18 protein-coding genes are annotated in these 25,721 nt (G+C 49.2%); 11 read left to right on the top strand and 7 right to left on the bottom strand.

The window, feature by feature from the left end:
- Positions 1-70: 70 nt before the first annotated feature.
- From R7F07_RS07010 to R7F07_RS07000, 3 genes are all read right to left on the bottom strand, one after another.
- Complete coding sequence (locus R7F07_RS07010) at positions 71-994, bottom strand: Fe(3+) dicitrate ABC transporter substrate-binding protein FecB (RefSeq protein WP_085569431.1); 924 nt, start codon at positions 992-994, stop codon at positions 71-73.
- 100 nt (positions 995-1,094) lie between these two features.
- Positions 1,095-3,233, bottom strand: a complete 2,139-nt coding sequence (gene pvuA / locus R7F07_RS07005; protein WP_171342425.1) for a TonB-dependent siderophore vibrioferrin receptor PvuA — start codon at positions 3,231-3,233, stop codon at positions 1,095-1,097.
- Between the two features lie 120 nt (positions 3,234-3,353).
- Positions 3,354-5,390: a TonB-dependent siderophore receptor gene (locus tag R7F07_RS07000; protein WP_318110468.1), complete on the bottom strand. Its 2,037-nt coding sequence runs from the start codon at positions 5,388-5,390 to the stop codon at positions 3,354-3,356.
- 250 nt (positions 5,391-5,640) lie between these two features.
- Between R7F07_RS07000 and R7F07_RS06995 the strand changes: the two genes are divergently transcribed.
- Genes R7F07_RS06995 through R7F07_RS06975 form a run of 5 tightly spaced genes read left to right on the top strand, consistent with a single transcriptional unit; the run spans position 5,641 to position 12,888 of the window.
- Positions 5,641-6,852, top strand: a complete 1,212-nt coding sequence (locus R7F07_RS06995; protein ID WP_167415817.1) for an ATP-grasp domain-containing protein — start codon at positions 5,641-5,643, stop codon at positions 6,850-6,852.
- On the top strand, positions 6,849-8,681 hold the full coding sequence (locus R7F07_RS06990) for an IucA/IucC family protein (RefSeq protein ID WP_171342424.1): 1,833 nt from the start codon (positions 6,849-6,851) through the stop codon (positions 8,679-8,681). The genes R7F07_RS06995 and R7F07_RS06990 overlap by 4 nt, the downstream gene beginning before the upstream one ends.
- A 5-nt stretch (positions 8,682-8,686) precedes the next feature.
- The gene (locus R7F07_RS06985; RefSeq protein WP_171342423.1) at positions 8,687-9,892 is read left to right on the top strand and encodes an MFS transporter; all 1,206 of its coding nucleotides are present in this window, start codon (positions 8,687-8,689) and stop codon (positions 9,890-9,892) included.
- Positions 9,864-11,693 carry an IucA/IucC family protein gene (locus R7F07_RS06980; protein ID WP_171342422.1) on the top strand — a complete coding sequence of 610 codons (1,830 nt, stop codon included), beginning with the start codon at positions 9,864-9,866 and terminating at the stop codon, positions 11,691-11,693. The genes R7F07_RS06985 and R7F07_RS06980 overlap by 29 nt, the downstream gene beginning before the upstream one ends.
- Positions 11,686-12,888 carry a type III PLP-dependent enzyme gene (locus R7F07_RS06975; RefSeq protein ID WP_171342421.1) on the top strand — a complete coding sequence of 401 codons (1,203 nt, stop codon included), beginning with the start codon at positions 11,686-11,688 and terminating at the stop codon, positions 12,886-12,888. The genes R7F07_RS06980 and R7F07_RS06975 overlap by 8 nt, the downstream gene beginning before the upstream one ends.
- A 72-nt stretch (positions 12,889-12,960) precedes the next feature.
- Here the strand turns inward: R7F07_RS06975 and R7F07_RS06970 are convergent, their stop codons facing one another.
- The 3 genes from R7F07_RS06970 to R7F07_RS06960 are packed head-to-tail and all read right to left on the bottom strand — an operon-like array spanning position 12,961 to position 16,335.
- Positions 12,961-14,205 (bottom strand): ABC transporter substrate-binding protein, encoded by a 1,245-nt coding sequence (locus R7F07_RS06970; protein ID WP_171342420.1) that lies wholly within the window; start codon positions 14,203-14,205, stop codon positions 12,961-12,963.
- A 2-nt stretch (positions 14,206-14,207) separates the two neighbouring features.
- Entirely contained in the window at positions 14,208-15,638 is a 1,431-nt protein-coding gene (locus tag R7F07_RS06965) for an ATP-binding protein (protein WP_024702219.1), read from the bottom strand.
- Positions 15,628-16,335 (bottom strand): response regulator, encoded by a 708-nt coding sequence (locus R7F07_RS06960; protein ID WP_151515250.1) that lies wholly within the window; start codon positions 16,333-16,335, stop codon positions 15,628-15,630. The genes R7F07_RS06965 and R7F07_RS06960 overlap by 11 nt, the downstream gene beginning before the upstream one ends.
- 265 nt (positions 16,336-16,600) lie before the next feature.
- Between R7F07_RS06960 and ptsG the strand changes: the two genes are divergently transcribed.
- Positions 16,601-18,043 carry a glucose-specific PTS transporter subunit IIBC gene (gene ptsG, locus R7F07_RS06955; RefSeq protein ID WP_171342419.1) on the top strand — a complete coding sequence of 481 codons (1,443 nt, stop codon included), beginning with the start codon at positions 16,601-16,603 and terminating at the stop codon, positions 18,041-18,043.
- Positions 18,044-18,138: 95 nt separating this feature from the next.
- Here the strand turns inward: ptsG and R7F07_RS06950 are convergent, their stop codons facing one another.
- On the bottom strand, positions 18,139-18,585 hold the full coding sequence (locus R7F07_RS06950) for a DUF302 domain-containing protein (RefSeq protein ID WP_005383492.1): 447 nt from the start codon (positions 18,583-18,585) through the stop codon (positions 18,139-18,141).
- A gap of 227 nt (positions 18,586-18,812) precedes the next feature.
- On the opposite strand from R7F07_RS06950, the gene R7F07_RS06945 reads away from it, so the two are divergent.
- The 5 genes from R7F07_RS06945 to R7F07_RS06925 all read left to right on the top strand — a co-directional run bounded on the left by R7F07_RS06945 (position 18,813) and on the right by R7F07_RS06925 (position 25,712).
- Positions 18,813-20,804, top strand: a complete 1,992-nt coding sequence (locus tag R7F07_RS06945; RefSeq protein ID WP_171342418.1) for a U32 family peptidase — start codon at positions 18,813-18,815, stop codon at positions 20,802-20,804.
- 105 nt (positions 20,805-20,909) lie between these two features.
- Positions 20,910-21,155, top strand: a complete 246-nt coding sequence (locus tag R7F07_RS06940) for a DUF3297 family protein (RefSeq protein WP_005374689.1) — start codon at positions 20,910-20,912, stop codon at positions 21,153-21,155.
- Between the two features lie 225 nt (positions 21,156-21,380).
- Complete coding sequence (locus R7F07_RS06935) at positions 21,381-22,091, top strand: ABC transporter ATP-binding protein (RefSeq protein ID WP_171342417.1); 711 nt, start codon at positions 21,381-21,383, stop codon at positions 22,089-22,091.
- On the top strand, positions 22,078-24,603 hold the full coding sequence (locus R7F07_RS06930) for an ABC transporter permease (protein ID WP_318110467.1): 2,526 nt from the start codon (positions 22,078-22,080) through the stop codon (positions 24,601-24,603). Before R7F07_RS06935 ends, R7F07_RS06930 begins: the two co-directional genes overlap by 14 nt.
- Complete coding sequence (locus R7F07_RS06925; RefSeq protein ID WP_017820081.1) at positions 24,603-25,712, top strand: lipocalin-like domain-containing protein; 1,110 nt, start codon at positions 24,603-24,605, stop codon at positions 25,710-25,712. The genes R7F07_RS06930 and R7F07_RS06925 overlap by 1 nt, the downstream gene beginning before the upstream one ends.
- Positions 25,713-25,721: the final 9 nt, after the last annotated feature.

Genomic DNA, 25,721 nt, shown 5'->3' with positions numbered 1-25,721 from the left:
CAGACAAACAAGCTCGCTTTCCAATGCGATTTGCTAACCGAAGACGCGCTTTCCGAGCTTATCGCCGCACTCATGAGCGCTCCAATAACGCTTCAAGATTGCGGGCAATTTCTTCCGCAGCCAACATGCCGCGATTTAACGACCACAGTTCAGGAGAAACCTCAACAAGTTGCTGTTTTTTTGCAGCAGTTAGCAACTTAAACAATGGATTTTTGCGCCACTCATCCACAATATTTGGTTGAGAGTAAAGTCCAACTAACAACCAATCAGGGTTGGTTTTTAGTAAAAGTTCGAAACTGGTTGGGATATACGCTTTTTGCTCAGATGGAGCCAGCGGGCTTTGAATGCCCAGCGTACTCAAAACGCCACCAGCGTAAGAAACCGGGCTATGCAGCCACATCCCTTTGTCAGAAACCACACCAAACTGAATGGTTTCTTGTGTTGCAAAATGCTGTTTGAACTCCGCCATTGTCTGTTTGTGCTGCTCAATGCGTTGTGTCATTTTCGCTTGTTTGCCAATTGCCACGCCGATTTTGTGTGCGGATTCGAGATTTTCTTGATATGTCTCACCACGGCTTTTTAACAGCAAAGTTGGCGCAATTCGCTGCAAATCTTGATAAATCGCGCGATGACGTTCTGCATCAGCAATGATCAAATCCGGCTTGAGCACCGCAATCGCCTCTAAACTCGGTTGCGAGCGCATGCCGACCGATTGCCAAGGCTCAACCTTGGCACGAACAGCAGAAATGACTCGTGTGGCATCGTTGTCATCGGCGACGCCTACCGGTGAGACATCGACTGCCGCTAATGCATCGACAAACGAAAATTCTAAAACCACAATACGTTGAGGTATCGCTTCTAGCTCAAAAGTGCCTTGCTCATCTTGCACGCTGCGCACCTGAGAAAATGCGCTAAATGACATCAAAGCTGAGCTCAGTAGCATCAGCAAAACGGTTGAAAAGTGTTTGATCGTAAATTGTTTTTTATTTTTCATCTTGCTTTTTCCAGTGCTAAGAGTTTTCCAGTACCTAAGATCGGCAAAGTCGCCAAGGTAAATTGGCGACTTTTCTTTTCAAACTCGGTGAACGAAACGCTTAAAACTGATAGTTCAGATCCAGTGTATAAGAGCGTCCCGGAGCTGGGTACCGACCAACTGGGCTGGTATCAATCCCGCGGAAGTAATACTCCTCGTCAAACAAGTTGTTCACCGCAACATTCATGCGTAACTTGCCTTTGTCGTCTTTGTATAAATCCGTCCCCAAGTTGAAGTTCCACACCATGTAAGATGGTACTTTACCCGTTGCGCCTGTTGCATCTTCGGCACTGGTGTTGGCGTTATCGGTATACGAATCACTGAAGTAGAAGCCCGATAGCGTGGTGTCCATGCCGTAAAATGCGTAAGTTGCATCCCAACCAAGCTGATGCTTAGAGGTGTAAGGCAGTTGATTACCTTTATTCGCGCCTTCTTCTTCAAGCGTAGCGTCTAGATAGTTGTAGCTTGCGCCTAAACTCAGTGCAGGTAGAACTTCAGGCACATAACGAGCAGAAAGCTCTATGCCTTGGTGAAGTGTTTTTCCGATGTTATCGAAAGTCTGCGTTGAGCTTTGCCATTGCAATTGATCTTCAAAGTCGATGCGATAAAGTGCAGCGTTAAAGCTGGTCGCATCTTGGGTGTAACGCGCGCCGACTTCGTAGTTCCAAGCCAGTTCGCTACCTTCTTCACCCAAGCCTCGGATGTAGGCAATTTGTGGCGCACGAAGTGATTTTTGCGCGTTCGCATACGTCACCCACTGATCAGTTAAGTTGTATGCCACCGTCAAACCTGGCAACCATTCCGTCACGGTGTTGTCTGCTGTTTGTTTTTTACCACGATCGGTAAACGTCATTCGAACCGACTCAACACGCAACCCAGGCGTTACCTTCAATGTATCATTGAACAAACCAATTTCGTTGCTAACGTATCCAGCAAACGCGTCCGTATCTAAATGCCAATCACGCGGAACGCTGGTTGCACCACCGGCGATTGGAGTCTGAGTGAGTTTGTAGTCGATGTCTTCGTTAACATAACGGGTACCCACGATCCAGTTTTGAGTAACGGATTTACCTTCGCCAAAGTACATCGCCATTTTTGGCTCTATACCATACACGGTAAATTCACGTGGAGAGGTACGAACGTCCGTCGCTGGCAGAGCCGGATCCGCCCAATGGCCACCCGCGCTGTTAAAGCCCCACTTGAAAAGACGCTCTGACTTATGGCCAAACGTTAGCACTTCTAGCTCGGCACTGTCGGCAAATGGCAAATCGTGGATGTACTTAACACTCCAGCGTGTCGACTTACCTTCATAATCATCGTAAGGACGTTTCGATTGGTGACGATCTTGTTCGTAGTCTTGTGGCGAAAGTGCGCCCGGCATTTGCGTTTCAGCATCGTAACGTTGCAGGAATGCTTGAATCTCTTGAGTGTCACTCAATAGCCACTGTGCTTTAGCTTGAAAGTTCTTCACGTCCGTATCGGAATGTTCACGGAAGCTTTCACCTTTTAGGAAGTTACCTTCCAACTGTAGTGCAAATGTGTCGCTTAACCAGCCGCCCGTGCGTAGGTAAAAATCATTCAGCGGCGCATCACCGCCATCAAACACGGTAAGGCGGTTACTGATTTCAGTTTGCCACGTGTGTGGAATCGGTTTGGTCACTAAGTTGATCACACCACCGACGTTGTTTGGGCCGTACTGTACTGCAGCACCACCGCGTACAATGTCAATACGATCAAGCATCGACAGTGTTGCTGGGAAGATAGACTGACCAGTGTGACCATATGGCGCAAGTGTTAGCGGTACACCATCCATCAAGAACTGAGCATGACCACTACGGCTTGCTTTCAAACCACGTACGGAAATGTTGGGCAATACGCCCGTTCCGCTTTCATCCTGAACTTTAATACCCGGCACGCGCTGTAGCGCGTTATCAATCGAGCCTGCGGCGGTTTTCTCGATTTGATCGCGGGTAATGACGGTACGAGCACCTGGGTACTCTTTGACGTCTTCAATTTCAGATTTACCAATCACGCTACCAGTGACAACGACGGTTTCCATCGCGGTAGTTTGTTCTGTTTTAGCAGGAGCGGCAACCGCGCTCATGGATGTGGCAGAAGCGATTGCAATCGCAAGCACACTGTAAGTGGTAGACAAACCAGCACGTACACGCACTTTACCATCCAAATTCTGGTAAGACATTAAGATCTCCTTTGCGAGAAATTGAGCCTCGGGCAGAATACATCCCGTAAGCTCTCGGGGCTAAACATCCTCAATATGAGGTAAAAATTGGCTAACAGGCGCTAACTACGCACAAAAAGCCTAGAACTGATATCCGTAGCTGAGCATAAACTCGGCTGGTGCGCCGTAGCCAATCTGGTTTAAGCCAGACGTGCCGTTTGTTGCGCCAAGAATGTATTTCTCATCCAAAATGTTGTAAGCGTTCGCTTGGATTTTATGACGACCAGTGGTGTACGCCGCCATCAAATCCACCGTTGTGTAATCGCCAAGTGCGACAGCTTCGTCGTTACCTGCGTAACGGTCGCCCACGTACTTCACACCACCGCCTAAACGCCAGTTGTCATCCAATTGGTAAGTGCTCCAAAGAGAGAACAAGTGGTCTGATACATCGTTCGGCTTTTTGCCTGTGGCTTTGTCTTCCGCGTCCAAGTAGCTGTAACCCACAGAGATGTCCCACTGTTTGGTGATTTGACCGCGAGCCTCTAATTCAATACCTTGGTGACGCACTTCAATTTTATCGATCACATCGCCGTCCACGTTAGTTTGTGGTTGCTCTTGATCAATCTGGAACAGTGCCGCATTCAACATTAATGCGTTATCCAAAAGGTACGCTTTCGCACCCACCTCTTTTAAGTCGGTGTGGAAGAATTCCGCCAATTTTGGATTGATGTAGATACCAGCGTACGGTAACTGCCAAGAGCGCGCTAAACTGGCGTATACGGATGTGTCGGAATTGATGCGGTATACCAAACCAGCACGGTAGCTGACTTTGTCATCATCCAATTTTTCCTTATCTGAGCCCGCTTTTTGTTGTTCGAGTTCCATCGAGTCGTAACGCACGTTACCGATCAAAGAAAGGTCACCCCACGTATAGACGTCTTGCACATACAAACCTGTCGTGGTGGTGGTATTGTCACGAAATGGCTTAAAGCCCGGATCAGGCGCTGGACCAACGACTGGGTCGTAGATATTTTGCGGAGGAAGCGTTTTGTCACTTGCCAACGTTAGGTCGATATCGATCTGGTTGAAATCTGCACCCACCATCAATTGATTGTCCCTGGTTTCCCAAACCAACTCAGATTGTAAAGTGGTCGTAGTACGTGGATCGTAACCAAAGTTGTTGACGGTTTGAGACACTTCATTACCCGTCACTTTGCCCTGACGCGTGCCTTTTTGCTCAAGTTCGATATGGTTGAACGCCGCTCGGTTGTTCCATACCCATTGATCATTCAGACGCCATTCGTAATCCACCGCAATACGGAGACTGTCTGACTCCTGATAGTCGTTTGTGCCGCCAAAGTAAGTGCTTACTGGCAAATCAACTGGCTTGCCATTTTTTGATGGCACACCACGATACGGCACTAGTTCTTGATGGGCGTATTCCACGTCAATATCAATGGTGTGACCTTCCGCTGGTAACACACGAATGGTCGGTGCAATGAAGAAATCGTTTGAATCAACATGATCAACGTACGAGTCGGCTTGACGGTATTCCAAGTTAATACGCCCGTTGACCTTATCTGTAAACGCCATTGAGCTGTCGACCTGACCAACATATTGGTTGTTGCTGCCTACACTACCGTTTACGTGAGTAAAATTCTCACCGTTAGCGCGTTTCGTCACCAAGTTGATGATGCCCCCAGCCGAACCACGGCCATACAAAGCACCCGCAGGGCCTTTCACAATTTCAACGCGTTCAACGTTCGCTAAGCTGCGGTAAGACTGCAACGTACCGTCATCTCGCAAGCCATCACGGTACATATCGTTGAGTGAATCAAAACCACGGATCATGAACTGATCGCGGCTGCCTTCGCCCAAGGTGTTATTGACCCCGGCTACCCCATCTAGCGCATCCACTAAGCGCACCGCGCCTCGGTCTTGCATTTCTGTTTTCGTTACTACGGATACCGCTTGTGGCACATCAAGCCATTCCACATCGGTTTTGGTGCCTGATTGAGGCATGTGTTCAGCATAACCTTCGTACTGATGCCCGAAGACTTGAATCGTTTCAGTTGCTGATGAGGTTGAGTTCGTCTCTTCTGAAGCCACTGCGCTTGGTGCTACTAGTGAAGAACCAATCGCGACCGCCAAGGGGGTCAGGGTCAATAATTTATTCATTCCATAATTCCGTTTAGTTGTTATAAAGCCAACGGATGGAAATAAGAACAAATATTATTTCTATTTGCAATATTAATTTTATGCTCTATATTTATTTACCCTAAAAACACAACTAACAACAAAAAAAACCAAACATAATAACAATAAACACTAAAACTTCTGCCCTCCGTCTCGCGAGAGGCACATTGGAAGACGACCGTGAGCGACTTTATCAACGTTAGAAGAAAATGTTAGAAAATTAGGAAAGCTCATGAAATCTACGATGATTATCGTAAGTCATGTCGTTAACGATGCAGTCACTCACGGCTTCGTGCCTGCAGCTAAAGCGATGGACCTTCACGTCGTTCTTATCACCGACCATAAGCTCAGCCATTTAGAGCTGGCGAGTCGTGATAGTCACTTTAATCCGGATACCATTCTAGAATGTGATGTCTTCAACCCATTAGAACTCATCGAAACCATCACGGAGCATGAATTAAAGCCAGACGCTATTTTTAGCAATAGTGATCACTTACAAACTTCCACCGCCATCTGCGCGCAATTTTTTGGCCTCCCATCCAAAGATTGGTCTGTCACGTTAAAGGCCAAAAACAAACACTTAACTCGACAAGTGTTAAATGAAAAATCCTTACCCAACACACAAAGCTGTTTGCTGCATCGCCATTCGAATGTGGCATTAGGCATGGCCTTCCCTGTCGTAGCAAAACCCAAAGAAGGCGTGGCAAGTTTAGATGTACAGCGCTGTGACTCCCAAAGCGAGCTCGATGCTTACTGCGAGGCGTTTTGGCAAAAGCACCCAAACGCCGCCATTCTGGTGGAGCAATTCCTTCAAGGGCCGTTGGTTACGCTCGAAACTTTAGGAGATGGTGAGCGCCTTATCGCCGTGGGCGGTTTTGATGTGTCGCTCTCTGAACCGCCTTACTTTATCGAAACAGCCGCAGACTGGAACGGACCAAACGGCATTGCTCACCGAGAAGCTTGCTTGGCTCAACTGAAAGCGTTCGGCGTTGGCTTTGGAGTTTGCCACAGCGAATTTATCATCACGGAAAACGGCCCAGTTCTGGTGGAAATTAACTACCGCAGCATTGGGGACGGTCGCGAATTCTTACTCAACAATCTCGCTCACTTCGGTTGGTTTAGCACAATTTTGGGTCTGCATTTGGGCCGAAGATTGGATGGCGATTACCAAATTCATGGCTCAGCACACGTGCACTACGTGGTTGCGGAGCACAGTGGTGTGATTGATGGAGATTCGACCTCCTTCATCCAACACGATGGCGATGTCATCACCCAGCAACAGGTACTAAAAACCGCTGGAGAACACTTCCAACAGAGTTATTCCAATAAGGATTATCTCGCCCGAATTTCGATTGTCTCACCATCAGGGCGAAACCTCGACCAAGCGCTGCAGAACGCGCTTAGCAATTTCGATCTAGCTCCGACTCGTGAGGTGGCAGCATGAATGACAACGCTTTGTATCTAACGCAACGATTGATCGACACTTGCTTACGCGAAGACATGTTTGGCATTTTGTCGAAAGCCAAGTTCAGTAGCGACGCGCCAAAAGGGGTAATTGTTCCTCAAGGCGAGCAAGTCTGGCTGATATTTGCCAACTCTGATTTCACGTTGTATTTACCCGTTGCGCCAACGTATTACATGCAGCACTGGCGCTACGGCCACGCCTATGACGAAACACCACAAGGTTGGTGGGTGGAGAAAAATGGCCAAGTCGAGCATCAACAGCATTACAAAGAGTGGATTGCGCTACTAACGACACTGGCGCACGAGAGCTCTCACGAGTTGCTGGCGGGATACCTTCAAGAACTGGAATGTGCAGAGAAACACAAAGCGCTGTGTGACCAAGCGTTTCATCATCATGCAGACCACATTTCTCAACCAATATCCGAGCTTGGTTCTTGGCATCAAAAACTGCTGCTAGCCGACCAGATCGCTTCTTACCTTGACCACCCGTACTATCCAACTGCGCGGGCGAAGTTTGGCCTGAGCGATGAAGACCTTGCTAAGTACGCGCCCGAGTTCGCACAAAGCTTTGCTCTGCATTGGATTGCGATTGAAAAATCACTGGTGACATTAACCAGCGGACAACCTGATTGCTGGCCAACAATGGAGCAAGTGGGGCTTCCTGCTGATTTTGCACTGAGCCACGTTCTGTTCCCTGCACATCCGCTCACCCTGCGATCTTTAGAAGCCTTACCCGAAGGTGTGATAGAAGCGCCTTTAACGTATCTAGACGTGACGCCGACGCTTTCCGTTCGTACTGTGGTCGTCAACGAGGCACCGCACATTCACATCAAGGTTCCGCTGATCATGCGATCGCTAGGCACGAAAAATATTCGCTTAATCAAGCCTTCAACACTGTATGACGGCCACTGGTTTGAACGCCTACTCAGCCACCTTGAACAAACGGACGCCGACTTAAACAGTCGCTTGTTCCATTGCAACGAAAAACACGGTGGACACATCGGCGAGGATAAAACCTTCGCGTACATCGTACGTGAGTACCCACTTACTCATTGCGAAGACAAAGCGTTAGTTCCGGTTGCAGCACTAGCAAGCCCAATGCCTGACGACCGCTTGTTCTTAGAACACTTGGCAGAGCAGTACTATCAACAAGATACGCTGGCGTGGTTCAAAGATTACGTCGACCTATTATGCCAAGTACACCTTACCTTGTGGCTTCGTTATGGCATTGCATTGGAGTCCAACCAGCAAAACGCCATCATTGCATTTGATCAACAGGGCAAAATGACGCTCGCGATGAAAGACAACGACGCAGCGCGAATTTGGCCAGAGCGCTTCCACTTTGCAACAGAGCATGCTGCCGAAAAACACGGCGCAAAACTACTTCCAGTGGATTGCGATGAACTGCTCGATCAACGCATCAAAGTCGACAATGAATTGGCGCTCGGTCAGATGTTTACCACCATCACATTACAACTGGATATCGCAGCGATTGTAGAAGCCATGGCAGCGAAGGGCATTGCCTCTTCAGCATCGCTTTACGCCATCGTGGCCAAAAGCATTTCAGAACAACTCAACCGATTAGAAGGCGAAGGGTTAGAGACGAAACTGGCACGCGAGTTACTGCAAGAGGCGCCTGATTTGTACGCCAAGTACTTGTTGAGCTCTGGCAGTTTGCTCTCGAAAGAAGCCTCCGGCGCGAGCGACATCAATAAGTTCTATGGTTTGTCGGCCCCGAACTTCTTACTGCTTTCTAGCGAAGAAGCGCAACGCGCCTACATAGAAGCCATCAAAAAAAGCGTACGTTAACGATTATGACCAAACTCATCTACAGTGTGTTGTTGTGCCACTTTATCGCTGCGTTTGCCGCGTTAGGTATGCCGCTATTTCTACCCGTCGTGTTGCCAACGTTAGGCGCAAGCATTGATGCGGACTGGGCAGGGGTATTGTTTATCCTACCTACGTTTTGTACTGCGTTGGCGGCGCGATTTTGGGGCAACTTTGCCGATCGCTACGGTCGCCGTCGCTCACTCTTGCGTGCGCAACTTGGCCTTGCAGCAGGGTTTGCGCTGTGCGGCTTGGCAGACAACCTCGCCATGTTTGTGTTTGGTCTTATTGTTCAAGGAACCTTTGGCGGCACCATGGCCGCCTCGAACAGCTACTTATCTAGTCAAATTAAAGAAGCCAAAACACTCGGCAAGTCACTCAATAAAACCCAACTATCTGCTCGCTTAGCGCTGATCGTTGCGCCCATTGGGCTCGGCTGGAGCTTGTCAGAGACCAACCCGCTCAACGCGTACCTGTGGTTATGCGTTTTGCCTTTAATTGCTATGGGCATCACGCTAACACTGCCAGTGGATAAACCCGCCGAACAAAACCTCGAAAAGCCAAACTCAGAATCTCGGCAAGAAAAACCGGTTGCACGGAAAAACGCAATGCATGCCATTCGTTGGATCTTCTTTGCTCAATTCGGGTTTGCGTTTTCTATGGTAGTGACCTTTCCTTATTTCTCGCCGTTTGTGCAGCAATATGGCATCACTAACCACGCATGGATCGGTTTTTTGTACGCACTGCCGCATGGCGTCTATCTGTTGCTGGCAGGCAAAATCCACGTGTTGTCAGATGGGCTGAATCGCCATCAACCGCTGCGCACGTTGTGGCTTGGGTTTGCATTGCTTGCCGTGAGCTCTGCCTTGCATTTGATTGCATCCGAAACCGCACTCATTGCTGCGAGAATTATCTTCGGCATCGCGATGGTGTGTTGTTATCACGGATTGCATCAGCATCTTGCGAGCAATCTGGATCGCAAACTCAGTGGCAAAGTATTTTCTCGCTTTGATGCCATGTCCAAATGGGGTGGCGTGGCAGCGGGATTTTGCGCTTCTTTCATTTCTAGCTTGGGGCTACTTGAGGTTCCTTTCCTACTTTCTGCGATAGTCAGCGTAATCACCTTGATCGCGCTGGTTCTCCATTCAAAATTTGGAAATCAACATGTTACAAACTCAATCATCTCAGACTAGCGAGTTGCGCGCGCATGATGTGCAGCTCAATCGCGAGAAGGCCCAACTCAACACGATAATGGGTGTTCTTAATTGTTACTTACGTGAATTTGCGCTACCGAATCAACAAGTGGAATGGCACTACCAATCGACATCGCTACCCCAAACGTTAAAACGCAACTATTCCGCCAAGCAGCGGGTAGCCGTTCATCTTTCTCAACAAAATGGCGTGCTGGTTTTGCCGATTCACTACGCGAGCAAACTGGGCAAAATCAAATTGGCAGAACTGCCGTGGGCGAAAATGCCGGGATCTGGTTGGGCGAAATTGGATGCCACGCAAACTCTTACGCTTTTGCTTAACTATCTCAAGCAGGTATTGGCGATCCCATTTAACCATGAGCTGATCGAACAACTGGAAAATAGCGTGCTGGTTACCGAGCAGTTTCTCAACGTCGCGCCCAAATCGCATCACAACGAGTTTATCGCTTCGGAACAGTCTCTGATTTGGGGGCATACTTTCCATCCGACCCCAAAAAGTCGTTCGGGCGTCACCATGGATGATCTCTTGGCGTTTTCTCCAGAAGTCGGCGCGCAAGTCCCGCTGTACTGGTTTGAAGTGGATACGTCCTTACTTGATGTGCTGAGTTCCGACGGAGAAGCTAACCCTGCGCAGCGCATGCTACAACAGCTCGCGCCACAACACGCCACCAGCAATGGGAAGACCCTCTACCCTTGCCATCCTTGGGAAAGCTACACCATTTTGAGCAACCCAAGCGTGAAGCGCGCCATTGAACAAGGCAAGATCACGCCACTGGGTTTAGGTGGTGAAAAGATGCAGCCGACCTCTTCAGTTCGTACCCTCTACCACCCAGATATGGACTGGTTTGCGAAATTCTCCATCAACGTACGATTAACCAATTGCGTGCGCAAAAACGCGTGGTACGAACTCGACAGCGCCGTGCAACTCACGTCGATTCTCAAACCAATTCGAGAAAACGAACAGCTGCACAACCCCGTATTTAAAGTGATGACAGAGCCTTACGCCACCACGTTGAATCTAGAAAGTGTCGCTGAGCACAACTGGGACGACAACACCAAAGCACGCGAATCGTTTGGGATTTTGTATCGCGAAAATTTCTCGCTGAGCGAAGTCGACATCTTAAAACCAACCCTCGCTGGCGCTCTGTTTGCTTACGACAAAAACGGCAACAGTTGCATTGCTCAACGCCTTAAAAACAAAGCGCGTACTACGCAAAATCGCTATTCCGACATCGCGACACTGTGGTTTGAACGCTATTTGCATTGCCTGATCCCGGGCGTGTTTAATTACTACTTCAAACACGGGGTGGCGTTTGAGCCGCATTTGCAAAACACCTTAATTGGCTTTGAGCAAGAGATGCCGTGTTGTGTTTGGATTCGTGATTTGGAAGGCACTAAATTACTGCCGGAGTTCTGGCCAGCAGAAACATTAACTGACTTGTCTGAACGCGCGCGACAATCGGTTTACTACAGTCGCGAACAAGGCTGGAATCGCATCGGATACTGCACCTTTATCAACAATATCAGCGAAGCGATTTTCTTCATCGCAGAAGGTGACGAGCCACTAGAGCAAACGCTATGGAATGCGGTGCAAAGTGCCATTGTGCGTTGGCAATCAGTGAATGGAAAACAGCCGGAACTAGAAGCGTTGCTGAATGGCGGTCACTTCCCGAGCAAAAATAATTTCACCACGCGTTTGATGCAAAAAGCCGATAAGGAGTCGGGCTATACCCAAGTCGCCGCGCCTTGGCAGCAACACGAAAAAGGAGCGCAACATGTCTAATTCACTCTCTCTACCGACACGCGTTTGCCAACAAGTTCACACGCTCGCACAGCAGCAAAATCAACCCTTGTGCGCGTACTTGTATGACCTAAGCGCCTTAGAAGAACACATCAAACAACTGCGTCACGTTTTGCCGAGAAATGTCGAGCTATTTTACGCAGCCAAAGCCAATCCATCGGGCCCGATTCTTAAAACGCTCGCGCCGTATGTCGATGGTTTTGAAGCGGCATCTGGCGGGGAGTTGACACACCTCCACCAGCAACAACTCGATAAGCCATTGATCTTCGGTGGCCCCGGAAAAATGCTAAGTGAATTGCAACAAGCGATTGAGCTTGATGTTGATGCAATTCATGTCGAAAGCCTCACCGAGCTACAACGCATTGGAGCACTAACCGAGCGCCTCAACCGCCCTGCTTCGATCTTTTTGCGTATGAACATCGATATTGGCGACATCACGCTCAGCAAGTTGGCGATGGGCGGCAAGCCGACTCCATTTGGCTTGGACGAGTCCGAGCTGAGTAATGCTTTGATGTTGCTGCGCGATTTCCCGCAAGTGTCACTCAAAGGCTTCCATTTTCACTTGATGTCGCATCAACTCGATGTTGAACGTCACTTAGCGTTAATGCAGCGCTATTTCCAAGTCGTGAAAACGTGGCAGCAGGAGTTCGAACTCAGTGAGCTGATGATCAACTTGGGCGGCGGCATGGGGATTAACTACCAAAACCCTGAGCAACACTTTCCGTGGATGGAGTTTTGCGACAAGTTGGAATTCCTCATCGCCAAAGAGCAAGTGCAAGACTGGACACTGCGTTTTGAATGCGGACGTTTCATCACGGCGGCATGCGGTTATTACGTGATGGAAGTACTGGATATTAAGGAAAATCTTGGCGAAAACTTTGTCATCGCGCGCGGAGGAACTCACCACTTCCGCACGCCAGCGGCGCAGAGCCATGATCATCCATTCGTCATCCTGAAAAGCGAGCAACACCATGAGATTTCTCATCCAATTCAGCATGCACAAGCGACCTTTGTCGGCCAGCTTTGTACGCCCAAAGATGTGCTGGCACGCAATCAACACGTCGCCCACGTCGATATTGGTGATTACGTTGTGTTTACCTTAGCGGGCGCCTATGCGTGGAACATCTCCCATCAAAACTTCTTGATGCATGAACCGCCGATCTTCCACTATTTTTAAACGGCATACTTCGCTTTACTCAGCCCCAATCATTGGGGCTTTTTTATTCCACTCGGCACAAATTAATTGCCATTAACCGCTTTGCGAAATAGCAATAATGCGTTTTATCAGCTCGTCGGGTTCCATCTTGGGATTGCGGTAAAAACGGAAGATTTCCGAGTTTATCGCTTGCTGAGCAACCGGATTGACCGCCATTGAATCAATCATACTCGGCACAGCGAGGTTGTGTTTAACGCCGTAGTGAAAGTCTTGATATGACTGGACCTGACACGGATTAAAATCGCTGATGTCGATATCGGTACGCACCGGAATCGAGCCTTTTACCTTATTGAACTTAGCTTGAAACTCGACGTCTGCCAGCGCGCTTGCGGTTTGCTGAGCCGCCTCGGCAGAAAACGACTTGCTCGACATAAACACCAAGCTGTCCATGTTGTAGAGGAATACACCATCGCTGTCCGGCGTTGGGTAACAGCCGACCTCTTGCGGAACCGAGACTTGATTGACGAGCAGCTCACCTAATATCCAATCACCGCCGATTTGAAACAGTGCTTGACCGTCGGCTAGCGCTTGGGTCGCCGTATCCCACTTACTGTCGGGCAATTGGTTGTCGATCAACAAACTCAGGCGGCGAAATTGCGTCAACGCTTGGCGCAGGGTATCACTGTCGATGCTGTCTCGCTCAAGTTTAACCATTGCATTGGTGTAGAACTCAACGCCGCCAGTGGAGATCACTAAGTTCTCGAAAAGTTGGGCGACTTGCCACGGCTGCTCACCGACCGCGATTGGTACGATGCCATTTTGCTTCGCAAGCTCCATGGCGGCGAACATTTCTTGCCAATTTTTCGGCGCGGAAAGATTCAGTTGTTTAAGCAGCTTGTGGTTGACCCACAACCAGTTCAAGCGGTGCAGCGTAAGTGGCAGGGCGATATAGCCGTTTTGTGTTTTATTGATTTCGATAGACAGCGGGTAGAGCACCTCGTCCCAGCGCTGCTCATCGGCAACCGCATTGACGTTGTGCAAAATACCGATGGCATCCCACGCCTTAATACTTGGCCCTTCGATTTGCGCGAAGCTCGGTGGATTGCCCGCCAGCGCGCGAGCTTGCAGTACCGTCATCGCGCTGTCGCCACCACCGCCTAGCACCGGGCTTTGTAGCAGCTCAATATCGTGCCGTTTTAGCTGAGCTTTAAGTGTTTGCAGCGCTTGCTGTTCGCCGTCAGAAGTCCACCAATGTAAAAACTCTACCCCTTGTGGCGACTCAGCGTGAGCGACGCAAGGGGCGATCAACAGTGGGAACAAGAATGCCAGTTTGTTCATAGTCAGTCTCTCGGGAAAGTCAGCGTGGCGCAGAGGCCGCCAAACTGAGAATGGCTCAGCAACAAGTTGCCGCCATGAGCCTTTGCAATACTCTGTGAAATGGTTAACCCCAGCCCACTGCCTTCTTTATCGTTGCTAGCGCGGAAGTATGGCTGGCAGAGCTTTTCAAGTAATAAATCGTCAACACCGTCACCGTGATCTTCAATTTCAATCTGGATCGACTCTGGGCTTTCACTCAGCGTAATGTCCGCTTGATGGCCGTATTTGAGCGCGTTATCGACCAGATTCTGAATGCAGCGCTTAATCGCTAACGGTTTACCTGCAAAGTGGGTGCGGATTTCACCGTGGATGCGAATTGTGTCCGGCGCATCGGCGATATTGGAGGAAATGTGCTGAATCAGTTGGGTGAAATTGATCGGCTCGATTTCCTCGTGGATATCGGTCTCTTTAATGCATTGCAATGCGCCTTTTACCATCAAATCTAGGTCGTTACTCAGGCGGATAAAGCGTTCTCGGTCGGCGTCGTCATCCAGCATTTCCGCCCGCAGTTTTAGGCAGGCTATTGGCGTTTTCAGATCGTGTGAAATGGCACTGAACAGCATCTCGCGGTCTTTAATGTGGCTGTCGATGCGTCGGTTCATTTTGTTAAACGCACGTACCGCCGCTTTCAGTTCGTTACTGCCGCGCTCAGAGACTTCGGGCACGTCTAATCGGCTCGACATCAGGGTTGCGGCTTTTGCCAGCTCTCGAATGGGTTGAATTTCTTTACGAACGATAAACCAGGTACACAACAGCAGCATTAGCGCGGACAGTAATAGCGTGAGCCATTGGCGCAGCTCAAAATAGTTAGTCTCTAGGTTGATGTAAGGCGCGGGTAGCACCGCCGCGAGATAAAACCATTCGTTCTGTGCGACTTCGACCTGCATCACCAGAATAGGCGGATTGAGGTCACCAAACGAAAGCGAATAATGCGCCCACAATAGCGGCAGTTCGTCGATAGGTAGCTCGTTGTTGAACACTTTGAGTTTGTCGCGCTGGGTGAACTCCACCTCGATATTAGGAATGCCGCTCAACTCACTTTCTAATACCTCGCGAACTTGGTTGATGACCAACGTTTTGCGTTCGCTCTCCGGCAGCGGGTCGACGTTAATCTGGTGATTGTTGAGTGAGACGAAGAAGCGCGTACCGCCCATATTGCGTAGTTGATTGAGCACCAAGTGGCGGTATTCCGAAGGGAGGGTTTGAAAGAAGGCGATGGTAGAAGAAGCACTCAGTGCTAAGCTTTTGACCGTGGTGGTCAGGCCTTCTTTATCGCGTTCGCTGGCGTGTTGATACCAGATAATCCCGGATAATACCTGTGCCAAAATGATCACCAGCAACAAGAACACACTGGTGCGAACGACCAGTGATCCCGTCCAGCGTTTAATTCTCATAATGCACGTCCGTGGTCAGCATGTAGCCTTTGTTGCGCACTGTTAGGATCAGCGAACGGTCTTTATCTTCAAGGTGATGACGCAAGCGGCTGATCTGCACGTCAATACCGCGTTCAAACGGGTCGGCATCGCGTCCCCAGATCTCGCGCGCAATGTCATCGCGAGACAATATTGATTGCGCATGGTTGACGAACAAACCGAGCAGCGACAAATCCGCGCCACTCAGTTGCTTAACCTCGCGGCTAGCAACGTGGGTCAGTTGCCGGGTTACGGTATCTAATACCCAATCATCAAAACGCACTTTACGCGTCAGTTTGCTATTGGCGGTCGATTGGCTGCGTCTCAGTATGGTTTTGATGCGTGCGAGCAGTTCACGCGGACTGAATGATTTGGTGATGTAGTCGTCAGCGCCCATTTCTAGCCCTGCGACTCGGTCGGCTTCTTCAGTGACGGCGGTCAGCATGATGATCGGGATATCGGAGTTTTTGCGCAGTTTCTGGCACAGGGTAAAACCGTCTTCACCGGGCATCATAATATCGAGGATGATTAAATCAGGATGGTGATCGTTGAGCAGTTGCCACATCACGCCGCCGTTTTCTGCGCAAAGCACTTCAAACCCTGCGCGACCAAGGTAATCTGACAATGCTTCGCGAAGGTCGAGGTTGTCATCGACGACCAGTATCTGCTTGTTTTCCATCCTACTTTCCCTGTGTCCGTCCCTGTGCCTGCCCCTGCGTTTGGCGCTGGCCAATATGATGCATTCTTAAACGCACATTCACAATCGAGCCGATTACAATTTTCACTTCTCGGTGTAAGAGATTTGTAAGCGGCCACTTACAAACTGATTGCCTTTTGTAACCTTAGGCGCCGCCTTGCTCGCTATGATCATCCTGACCTTACGTGAAACAACATGACCTGAAGGAATCAGGTCCGACAACACTGGCATTCGTCAGGAGGAAACCATGTTTGCAAGTATATTTGGACAACTACAAAAAATAGGGCGGTCGTTAATGCTGCCTGTGGCGGTGTTACCGGTGGCTGGCTTGATGCTGGGTATTGGTAACGCGGGTTTTGCGTTTATTCCAGACGCGGTCAACAAAGTGATGCTCGCCGCCGGTGAAGGCGTGTTCGGCAACATGCAGTTGATGTTTTCGGTCGGTGTAGCGCTCGGGTTATCAAAAGGCAATGACGGTGCGGCTGCGCTCGCTGGCTTAGTTGGCCTAATTATTATGAACGCATCGCTCGGTATCGTGACTGGCCTGCGCGGCTTAGAAACTGACGCCACCATCATGGGCGTTGAGACGCTGCAAACCGGGGTGTTTGGCGGCATCTTTATCGGTGCGGTCGCGGCAATCATGTACAACCGCTTCTACAACATCAAACTGCCGGAATATTTGGGCTTCTTCGCGGGTAAGCGATTTGTGCCCATTGTCACGGGTTTATCGGCGATCGTCGTTGGTGCTATCCTCGCGTTTGCATGGCCACCTGTCGGACAACTTCTTGATGCATTCTCTCATTGGGCAGCGTACCAAAACCCTGTACTCGCGTGGGCGGTTTACGGCGCGGGCGAACGTTCTTTACTCCCGGTTGGTTTGCACCACATCTGGAATGCGCCGTTCTTCTTTGAAGTCGGCAGCTATGTAGACCCAGAAACCGGCAAAGAGTTTACCGGTGAGCTCACTCGCTTCTTCGCGGGCGATAAAACCGCAGGTTATCTGTCTGGTGGCTTTATGTACTCCATGTGGGCACTACCAGCAGCGGCACTGGCGATTTACCACTGCGCGTCTCCTGAGCGTAAGAAAATCGTCGGCGGTTTGATGATGTCTGCGGCGTTGACCTCTTGGTTGACTGGTATCACAGAGCCAATCGAATTTACCTTCTTATTCGTCGCGCCAGTGCTGTACGTGATCCATATTTTCCTAACTGGTATTGCATTTGCGATCACCGCGTTTTTGGAAATCAAACACAGTACGGACTTTGCGCACGGCGCGATCCAGTTCTTCCTTTACTACCCAATGTCGACCAACGCGTGGATGTTCATCATCATCGGTCCAATCTGGGCGACGCTGTACTATGGCTTGTTCCGCTTCCTAATTGTGAAATTGGATCTGAAAACGCCGGGCCGAGAAACCAACATTGCAGAAGTGAAGATTGCCGGACAGCCTGATGAAATCGCGGTGGATGTAGTCGCTGCATTGGGCGGCAAAGCCAATATTAAGTCAGTCGATGCGTGTATCACCCGTCTGCGTGTCTCGGTGAAAGACATTGCCAACGTTGATGTTGCTAAGCTAAAAGCACTCGGCGCGCGAGATGTTTTAGTGATTGGCGACAGTTTACAAGCGATTTTCGGCACGCAGTCTGACTCAATTAAGTCAGAAGTGCACAGCGTACTCGCCACCTCCTGATCTTACCTCCCCCAATCTAGGTAAGATTTGCCAACCTCCTTGTGAGGTTGGCTTTTTCGTTTTCGGAGTAAAAAAAGCGAAGCCAATAACCAGCCCTACTTCGCCGCCGCGTTGGTTAAATTGCCCAGCACGCCGCTGATTTTGTTCAATACCTCGTCACAGCCTTCAATATGATGGCGCTGCTTTAAATACATAGGATCGTTATAAGCTAACCACGTTTTGCCTTCAGCATCTTCATACACCAACACTTTTTGGGGTAAATCGAGCGCCACTTCCTGCGCACAGATCATCAGTGGCGTGCCCACTTTAGGGTTTCCAAACACGATAACTTCGGTTGGTCGCAACGTCATATCGACTTTCGTGGCATTCTCTTGATGGTTAATGCGCGCAAAGACGTTCAACCCTTTTTCTTGCGCGATAGCGACAAATTTATCCGCCGTATCTTTTGCTGAATGCGTGCTCGCAACGGTTACCACACCCTCCCCAGCCAATGCACTCAATGACGTCAACGCCACGACCAACCCAATGATTACTTTTTTCATTTGTCGTCCCTTCCTCTCTCTGAGTCGAAAACTAGATATAGAAAAACCAAGTGTAGGAAAACTATAGAAGTCAGATTCCGCTATCGCGAATTGCACTCTACCCACTCAAGAGTCGACCGTGTAACACGGATTAATTGATTCAGATTAATAAAGCATTAACTAGCCGAGCATCAAAAGCGTGAAATACGTAACATTTGCAGCCTATTTTAGTAAGAAAGAGAAAAGTAGTGACACGCGATCAATTTGAGTTATTAGCACCCGGTGGTGATTTAGATTCCATCAAAGCCGCCATTGCCGCTGGCGCCGATGCAATTTACTGTGGGCTCGACCGCTTCAATGCTCGTAACCGAGCGACCAACCTCACCTTAGATAACTTAAATGGCGTGTTAACGTTGGCCCATCAGCACAGCTGTAAGATTTTCCTAACGTTGAATGTGCTGATTTTAGAAAGTGAAATTCCAGCGATTGTTCGCTTACTCAGCCAACTGAACACCACCAAAATCGATGGCGTGATCGTGCAAGATCTCGGTCTGGCCTACATTCTCAAACATCACTTCCCCGATTTGGATGTGCACGCTTCAACGCAACTGAACACGCATAACGAAGGCCAAATCCTCTTTCTCAACCAGCTCACCGCAAGCCGAGTAAACTTATCTCGCGAACTTAACATCGATGAAATAAAACATCTGGCGCAATTTGGTCGCGAGCACAACGTAATGATGGAAGTGTTTGTCCACGGCTCATACTGCATCGGATTCTCCGGAATTTGCTATATCAGTTCCGCTCGCAATGGTGCATCAGGTAACCGTGGACGCTGCAGCCAACCTTGTCGCGAACAGTACGAAACGACCAAAACGGGCAACAACTACCCACTCAATATGAAAGACAATTCCGCCTTTGGGGACTTGGAAGCGCTTGCCGATGCTGGCGTGTATTCATTAAAAGTGGAAGGACGAATCAAGAAATCGCACTACGTCTATACCGTGGTCGACAATTGGCGTCAGCAAATCGATCGCTTGTGCGAGGGTTTGGAACTCTCTGAAGACACCACAGAGTTATACACGGTGTTCAACCGTGATTTCTCCAACGCATTTTTGCAAGGTGATTTCGGCAAGGCGATGTACATCGACAACCCGCGCGACCACGCTGTAAAGCATTTTTCGAAGGTTTACCAATGCCAGTCTGCTGATGATGTACAAGCGGTGAAAAAGAAACTCTACGATGACAAAACCGCGATCATTGAGAAAGTGGCAGAGCAAACCAGGTCTTTCGATGTCACTTCGACACAAGTATCCGGCAGCAGCTTGAAAGGGTCGATTGATGTACCAACTCTACCAGCGTTACCTCAACCAGAACCTCGCCAAGGTGCGCCAAAATTATCGGTTCTGATCTCGTCAGCACAAGAAGCCATGCTGTGCGAATACCGCGACATTGATGTTTACTATCAATTACCAATGGGATTGTCTGGTGAACTGAGCGCGATGATTGAGTTGTTCCAAGCCAACCCAATGCTCAAACCTTGGTTCCCTGCCATTTTGATTGGCGAAGACTACCAAGCCGCGCGCGTATTTTTGGAAACCATCCAACCTGAGTTGTCGATCACCAACAACTCAGGTGTCGGCATGATCGCAAAAGAGCTCGGCTTAGGCTGGGTGGCAGGCCCACAAATGAACACGGTGAACTCATACGCGTTTAAATGCCTTCAAGACGAGTTCGCGGCAAGTGGCGCGTTTGTTTCTAACGAGCTGAATATGAAGCAGATGCGCCATATCAAGCGTCCGAAAAACATGCGCAGCTTCTACAGCATTTATCACCCGAACACTCTACTCACGAGCCGCCAATGTTTGTTCCAACAAACCGAAGGATGCCGTAAGGTGAAGGTCAACAAAGGTTGTTTGAAACGCTGTGATAAACGCACGTCTATCATCAACTTAAAAGACAATCCTTACGTGGTGCAAAAACAGAAAGGCAGCCACAATTCAATCTACAGCGAGCACAACGTCTTAAACCTGCAATTGCTGCACGATCTGCCGCAATTGTTTACCGATGTGTTGATCGATCTGCGTGATATCCAGACCGAAACGAAAGTCTCAGCAAGCAAACCTGAGTTGATTGACGCGCTCTTAGCTCTACTTGAAGATCACAGTGAACAAGCCGTCCAAACGCTGAATGCCATGATTCAACCAACAACCAACGCGCAGTATTTGAAGGGGTTGTAGGAGTTACTTGAAAGTTAAACAACGCATCGACTCTCAACATATCTTGAACACACACAGTGCACTGACTACAATAGCGCACTTTTTACGGAATTTAGGTCACACAAAATGACAGACACAGCTAAACCAGCTCTACCAGATCGCCTAGCGGGTAACCCACGTAGCCCATTCTTCATCAAAGAATGCTTCGAGCACCAAATCGGTATTCGTATCAACGGCCAAGAGCGTACTGACGTAGAAGAATACTGCATCAGCGAAGGTTGGGTAAAAATTGCTTCTCCTAAAGCAAAAGACCGTTTCGGTAACCCAATGCTAATCAAACTTAAAGGCGAAGTTGAAGCGTACTACGTGTAAGCTGACCACGCTGAATGTATTTGAAAGCTCGAGTTTGACTCGGGCTTTTTTAATGCCTGTCATATCCCTCCTCATTTAATCTCTTCCCTCTTCTTTTCAGTACAAGTTATTAAGAAATCGATGTAAATCGCTGTTTTTATCTGATTGTTGTCTAAAGTTTCTAAAGAACGAACAGCAATAAGCATTGCCAAAAGAAACGACACCTTTTGAATACAGGGAGAGGAAATGGAAAGCCCACTTGTCACACTCAAACACGCCAGCAAAAGCTTTGTCGATGGCAAAGAGACACATCGCGTGTTGGAAGGCGTCGACTTCACGTTGAACACAGGAGCGAGTGTTGCGCTGACGGGCGCAAGTGGCAGCGGCAAAAGTACTTTGCTCAATGTCATCGCTGGCTTTGAGCCGCTTTCCGATGGTGAGTTGTGGTTAGATGGCGATAACACAGCGGCTTGGAAAGACCCACAATGGAGCCGATTTCGACACCAAAAACTCGGTGTTATCTTCCAGCAATTCAACCTATTCACACCGCTCAACGTGCAGCAGAACATCGCATTCCCTCTGCATTTGAATCAACAGAAATGGAATGACTGGTGCGATTATTTGGTCGAGACTCTAGGCATCAGCCAACTTCTCGACAGGCATGTTTCTGCCCTTTCCGGTGGTCAACAACAACGAGTCGCTATTGCGCGCGCATTAGCACACAAACCTAAACTGCTACTTGCTGATGAACCCACAGGTAACCTTGACCAAAAAGCCGGCTTGGAAGTGATGAAACTACTGAGTGAAATCACCACCCAAGGCAATACGGCAGTACTGTTAGTCACCCACAGTCCTGACTGCGCTGAGTTTATGAAAACACGGCTGCGATTGGATAATAGTCAGCTACAGAACAGTCATCAAGTAAACAAACATGAGCTTCGCCATGAAGCAAGCTAAGCTATCAACCACCAGATTCACTCATACCCGACTCGCTCTGAACCTGTTTGCGGCGCACTATCGGCAGGCGCCACTTCAGGCCGCCGCAATTCTGATCGGTATCGTGCTGGCCGTGACCTTGTTTGTTGCGGTGCAAGCCATCAACCTCAATGCCAAGCGCAGTTATGCGGAATCTACCGAGCAGCTTAGCGCACAAGCTCAGAACTTAATTATTCCACCAGCAGGGCAAAACTATCTGCCTGAATCGCTCTACTTCACCCTTAGACAAAACGGGCTCAGTGCAGCACTACCTGTAATCGAAGGGCGAGTGAGAGATGAACAAGGGCGTCGCTGGTCAGTGCAAGGTAGCGAGTTGATTGCCGCCATCTCTTCGCGTTCTCGGTATTCTGCAAACGGAAAGTCAGCAGAAAACCAACAGAACGTGTCTTTGTTCGACAGTGCTTTACCTTTGCCTGAGCTTTTAGCCGGCAAGCCAATCGTGATGATGAGTCAATCTCAACATCAAAACTTAGGAGAAGTAGAAACCCTAACTCTGGACGACATTCCAACCCAAGTGGTGGTGCTACCCGACGAATGGCAGTTAGGTAGCCGAATGTTGATGGACATTGGTTTTGCCCAGCAACTGCTCAATAAACAAGGGCAGCTCAGTTACATTGCGGTTTTCCATTCGGGTGATAAAGGGAATAAAGACACGCAAGCAAATTGGCAAAGCATCATTGGTGAACAAGGACAATGGATTTCCAATAATCAAAGTACAGACCTTGGCTCGCTGACCGACAGCTTTCACCTCAATCTCACAGCAATGAGCTTACTTGCCTTTTTAGTCGGGCTGTTCATTGCCTACAACGGCGTAAAATACAGCTTGCTGAAACGCAATCGTCTGTTAGTACAAATCCAACAGGCAGGTGTTGCGCCGAGCATTGTGTTCTCTGCGCTGTTAGTTGAACTCTCTCTTCTCGTTACCATCGGTGCTTCCCTCGGTTTTGTATTGGGCATGCAGCTCAGCCATTGGTTGCATCCGACCGTAGCACTGACTCTAGAACAACTTTATGGTGCGACACTGCTGCCCGGTACTTGGCAATGGCAATGGTGGGCGCAAGCCCTGCTGCTCACATTAGCCGCAACCATATTGGCATGTTGGCAGCATTTTAAACAACGAGTGCGCCAGCCGCTTTCCTCTCATGGCGGATTTTATCAAGCACCTGAAGCCTCTAACGAAAACCAATTGTTCTTGATAGGTGCTGCGTTGACGGCTCTCGCACTTGCAGGGTTATGGCTGAGTGAGCATCATCGCTTTACCATGGCGTGGCTCGGCGTGCTTGTGGTGTCGATTCCTTTGTATCTACCTAAAACACTCAGCGTCTTAGCCAATTGGTGTGAAAAGCGCACCACTTCCGGTTTGATGCAGTATCTGTTTGCTGAGCTGCGCGAGCTGATTTCTCCGCTTTCTCTCGCCATGATGGCACTGCTACTCGCTGTTACAGCCAATATGGGGATGAACACCTTAGTGGGCAGCTTTGAATCCACCCTAAAGCAGTGGTTAGAACAAAGGTTACACGCCGATATTTACGTCAGCCCTGCGCAAGGGGAAATCGCAGATATAGAGCGCGCATTAGGACAGTTCGACAATGTTGAGACCGTCTACAAGCAATACTACGTCGACGATAACCTACAAGGCTTACCGATTTTGCTTGGCACCAAAGACAAAGACACCTTAGAGCAAACAATGGTGTTCAAATCGCATTTGGAGAACTTCTGGTCCCGCTTTTACCAAGGTGAGCTGGTTGCCATCAGTGAACCAACCGCGGTCAAACTGGGTTTATCACTGGGTAGTGAGCTCACGCTTGATGCCGCTCCAAATAAGAACCTGCTTGTGGGTGCGGTATTCCATGATTACGGCTCACCCAACGGTGAAGTGTTATTGGCACCTAAATTATGGCAAGAGAGCGGATTTACCGACTTGCCGACAAGCCTTGGCATTAAAGTATCTGGTGACCCACAAATCGTCTACGAGCAACTGCGCGAGCAATTGAATCTGCATCCAAGTCAGCTCTACGATCAGGCGCAAATCAAATCCATCGCGTTGGATATATTCTCACAGACCTTCGCCATTACGCGCGCGCTCAACGGCGTAACTTTGATGGTCGCCGTGATTGGCTTGTTCAGTGCTTGTTTTATGTTACTCGACGCGCGCAAAGCCGCCATTGCAAGGCTGTACGCACTTGGCGTCAGCCGTCGTAAATTAATGACCATGGTAGTCGGACAGATCGTCGCTCTGGTGAGTTTTACTCTGGTTATCGCCCTGCCCCTCGGTGCCATGGTGGGATATGTGTTGACAGATATCGTCACCTTGCGTGCTTTTGGTTGGAGCTTAAATTATCTGTGGAATTGGAGTGATGCGCTGAGCATTGCGGCAATCACCATCTTGGTGGCAGTGATCGCAACCTTGATTCCGCTGTGGCGATTGGTCAGTAAGCCTGTCGTCTCCAGTTTGCAAAGCGAGGTCTTGTGATGGTTCGATTGGCAAGCAAGCTTACTCTACTCATAAGCAGCTTATTCCTATTCGGTTGTGAAGATGCGCAGCAACAAAATATGGGAACTTTTCTGGGCAGTGGAGATATGCAAAGCGAAAGCAACCTATTCACACCCGTAGAAAAAGGGGTTGAACTCACCTTTCCTACCGATCATCAAGCGCACCCAAACTTTCGTCATGAATGGTGGTACTTAACCGCTAACTTAATTGATGAAGAAGGCAACCCACTTGGCGTTCAATGGACACAATTTCGCTTTGCTGCTGCGCCGCCAACGGGCGAAGATGACGTGAAGAAAACCGAGTGGCAAACTCAGCAAATCTACATGGCGCACAGCGCAGTCACGACAACCGACAAACACTATGCAGATGAAAAATGGTCACGCGCTCAAGCGTCCTTAGCCGGCGTCGATAGCTCTCCATTTCGTGTTTACCTCGATGATTGGCAGTGGACCTCTTCAACCAACGACCTCTTCCCTGCCACGCTAAATGCCAATTCAGAGCAGTTTGGCTACTCACTAAAACTGACCAGCAGCGCACCTTATCAAAAGCAAGGCGAGCAAGGTTACAGCACCAAAAGTGCCGATGGTCAGGTGGCTTCGTATTACTACAGCCAACCGTTTATTGATGTCTCCGGTGAAGTCACCATCGACGGCGAAACTCATCAAGTGTCGGGTGAAGGCTGGATAGATCGAGAGTGGAGCTCGCAATTCTTACTCGACTCACAACAAGGCTGGGACTGGTTTGCTCTGAGGTTGAGTGACAAAACCAGCTTGGTGGTGTTCCAGTTGCGGGATTCCAAAACCGGACAAGCTAGTTACGCCAGCGCAAAGCTGATGCAGCAAGATGGCTCTGGCATCGCCATTTCTCAAAAAGACATTCGCTTAATAGCAACCAAGCAAACAGAAATCCAAGGGCGAAAGTATCCAACCCAGTGGCAAGTGTCGATTCCAAATCAGCAAATTGAGCTTACCGTTTCTGCTCTCAACCCGAACGCGAAAATGCCGCTTTCGGTACCTTATTGGGAAGGCCCAGTACGTATTGAGGGCTCTCATTCTGGGACTGGTTACATGGAGCTAACGGGGTATTGAAATGTTGAG

Origin of the sequence: Vibrio sp. YT-16 (assembly GCF_033337405.1) — a bacterium.
Taxonomy (GTDB): domain Bacteria; phylum Pseudomonadota; class Gammaproteobacteria; order Enterobacterales; family Vibrionaceae; genus Vibrio; species Vibrio alginolyticus.
This window is presented reverse-complemented; position numbering and strand designations above follow the sequence as displayed.